The 2,241-nt window shown below is 60.3% G+C and carries 2 protein-coding genes; both read right to left on the reverse strand.

Annotated elements, in window-relative coordinates; all coding sequences use genetic code 11:
• A partial coding sequence (locus AC1DT2_RS21270; protein ID WP_477298564.1) for an inorganic phosphate transporter occupies positions 1–1,267 on the reverse strand: 1,267 nt, incomplete at its 3' end.
• Between the two features lie 130 nt (positions 1,268–1,397).
• Positions 1,398–1,724, reverse strand: coding sequence for a hypothetical protein (locus AC1DT2_RS21275; protein ID WP_477298565.1), 327 nt, complete (start codon positions 1,722–1,724; stop codon positions 1,398–1,400).
• Between the last annotated feature and the right edge of the window lie 517 nt (positions 1,725–2,241).

The raw sequence follows: 2,241 nt of genomic DNA on the forward strand, positions 1-2,241 counted from the left end.
GCGCAATAGCGACAGCCACCTTGACCCAGGTCGGGATGAACTTCGTCGATTTATCGAGCAAGCCGTGGTAGTTGCCGAGCACCGCCTGGTCCTCGGGCGCGAACTGCGGTTGCTTGCTCTTCTCCATCAAACGCAGCGCTTCTGAGCTGAGATACATGCTGTTACGCACGTTGTTGATCTCGCCCTGCGGCACGTCGGCGAGCGTCGGACGCTGCGCCACCTGGTCGCCGATGCGATCGGTGAGGGCAACCAGCGCAGCGAAGGTCGACGGCGTGGCCTGCTTGGTCTGGATGTAGTGCTCGATCTCGTCGCGCGGCGAGGCGACAGCCGGCGCACCGGTGGCGTACTTGGACAGCGTTTCGCTGGCGTGGTGCGCCACCGAAACGAAGGTCTGCGTTTCCCCGGGCGTCACCGCCTTGTTCAAGGCGTACGCGCTGGGCACCGTGCCGATCAGGATCAACATGATCAGGCCCATGCCCTTCTGCCCGTCGTTCGAGCCATGCGCGAACGACACGCCCGTGCAGGTGAGGATCAGCAGGCTGCGAATCCAGAACGGTGGCGGCTGGTCGCCATGCGGTTCCGCGTAGAGTTCGGGCGCTTTGACGAAGCGCTTGAGGAGCATCAGCAACGCAAAGGCCAGACCGAAGCCGATCAATGGTGAAAACAACAGCGCCTTGCCAACGCTCAGCGCCTGGCTCCAGTCGACAGCCGCATTCGCGTTGCCTGAATTCATCAGCTGATTCATGAGACCCACGCCGATGATCGAACCGATCAACGTATGCGAACTCGATGAGGGAAGGCCGAGATACCAGGTGCCGAGATTCCAGATGATGGCTGCCAGCAACAAGGCAAACACCATGGCAAAGCCGACGGATGAGCCCACGTTGAGCACGAGTGCGATCGGCAGCAACTGCAGCACCGCGTAAGCCACCGCGCCGCTGGAGATCATCACGCCAACGAAGTTCCAGCCGCCCGACCAGACCACCGCGAAGGTGGCAGGCAGCGAGCGTGTGTAGATCACCGTCGCCACCGCGTTAGCGGTGTCGTGAAATCCGTTGACGAACTCGAAGCCCAGCGCGATCAGCAGAGCGATGCCGAGCAGGACGTATTCGAAAGCAGGACTGGTGGGCGCGACGTGGAGGTCGTGCCCCAGTTGCGAACCGACGTAGACCGCCGCGGCGAGCAGGACGGCGGCGAACACCCCCAGGCTCAGGTAGCGGGTAAGCGGGGAGCCGGCGGTCGGCTCGCTCAAAACCGTACTGTTCATGGTGCGCCTCCGGTTAAGACAGACCAGAGGTAACAAGGGGGTGTGACCGTCTTGTGTCAGTTAGTGAAAATCAACCTGAATGGCCAGGTTTGACGGGCAGCGGTGCCCGCCCGTGGCCGAAACTCCAGAGTTAACGAGGATCTGGGTCGTCCCCGTCCGCTTTGTCGCCGTCAGCCACCGTTGTCGCTGCACCGGCCTCACCCGAGACGCCTGTGCGAATGGACTTGTCGTCTGACGTCTTACGGGACGAAAACACCCACACCGTAAACACCAGGAACCCACCGAACGTGACTGCAAGCAGTGCAATGGAGGGGGACCGAACGTAGGAATAGAACGAGTTCCATGCGTCTGACAGGCCGTTGTGCGCCTTGCACAGAGCAAAGAGAAGAAGATAGAAACCCGCGAATCCGACTGCGAAAACGTGACCGAGCTTGAATTGCCGAAGGAAGCGGGCCATGGACCCAGTCTTGTGGCGAAAGATAAGCACAAAAAGAAGGCATAACAGAAAGAACGAGAGCACGATCGATCCTCATTGGTTGATTGGTAGTGTCACCGGCGTCCGCCAGGCGGCCTGCGACGGGGCCCTCCAATCGCAAAGATTGTGATGATGGCAATCTCTACGACTGGACCGCCGATCTCTATTCGATACATTCGTACATATCGTCGCCAAAGAGCTCGATCCGAGGTTGTCGCTCAGCGCCAGAACATCAACTGTCCAACGTAAATTGGACCAGACTTTCGCAGTCTTTTATGTAGGCCTCGGCTTTCGCGGGCGCGTATCCATGACTTCCCGCTCGCCTTACGCTGTCGTTACCACTTATTCGTGTCCGCGTCTGGCGCCTGCAACACCGTGACCACGAGGGCGGCCCAAGGAGACGCGGAGCGCGGTCGCTTATGCGTCCTCGCCCAAGATGACGTCGCGCTCTCGCTCAAAGATAGGATATGTCGCAGGCTCCCGATCGCTGAACGCCTCG

Source organism: Luteibacter sp. P4_E6, assembly GCF_056401535.1.

Excerpts from the sequence above, each read along its gene's own strand:
- AC1DT2_RS21275 (WP_477298565.1), bottom strand. The coding sequence starts at position 1,724 with ATGGCCCGCTTCCTTCGGCAATTCAAGCTCGGTCACGTTTTCGCAGTC.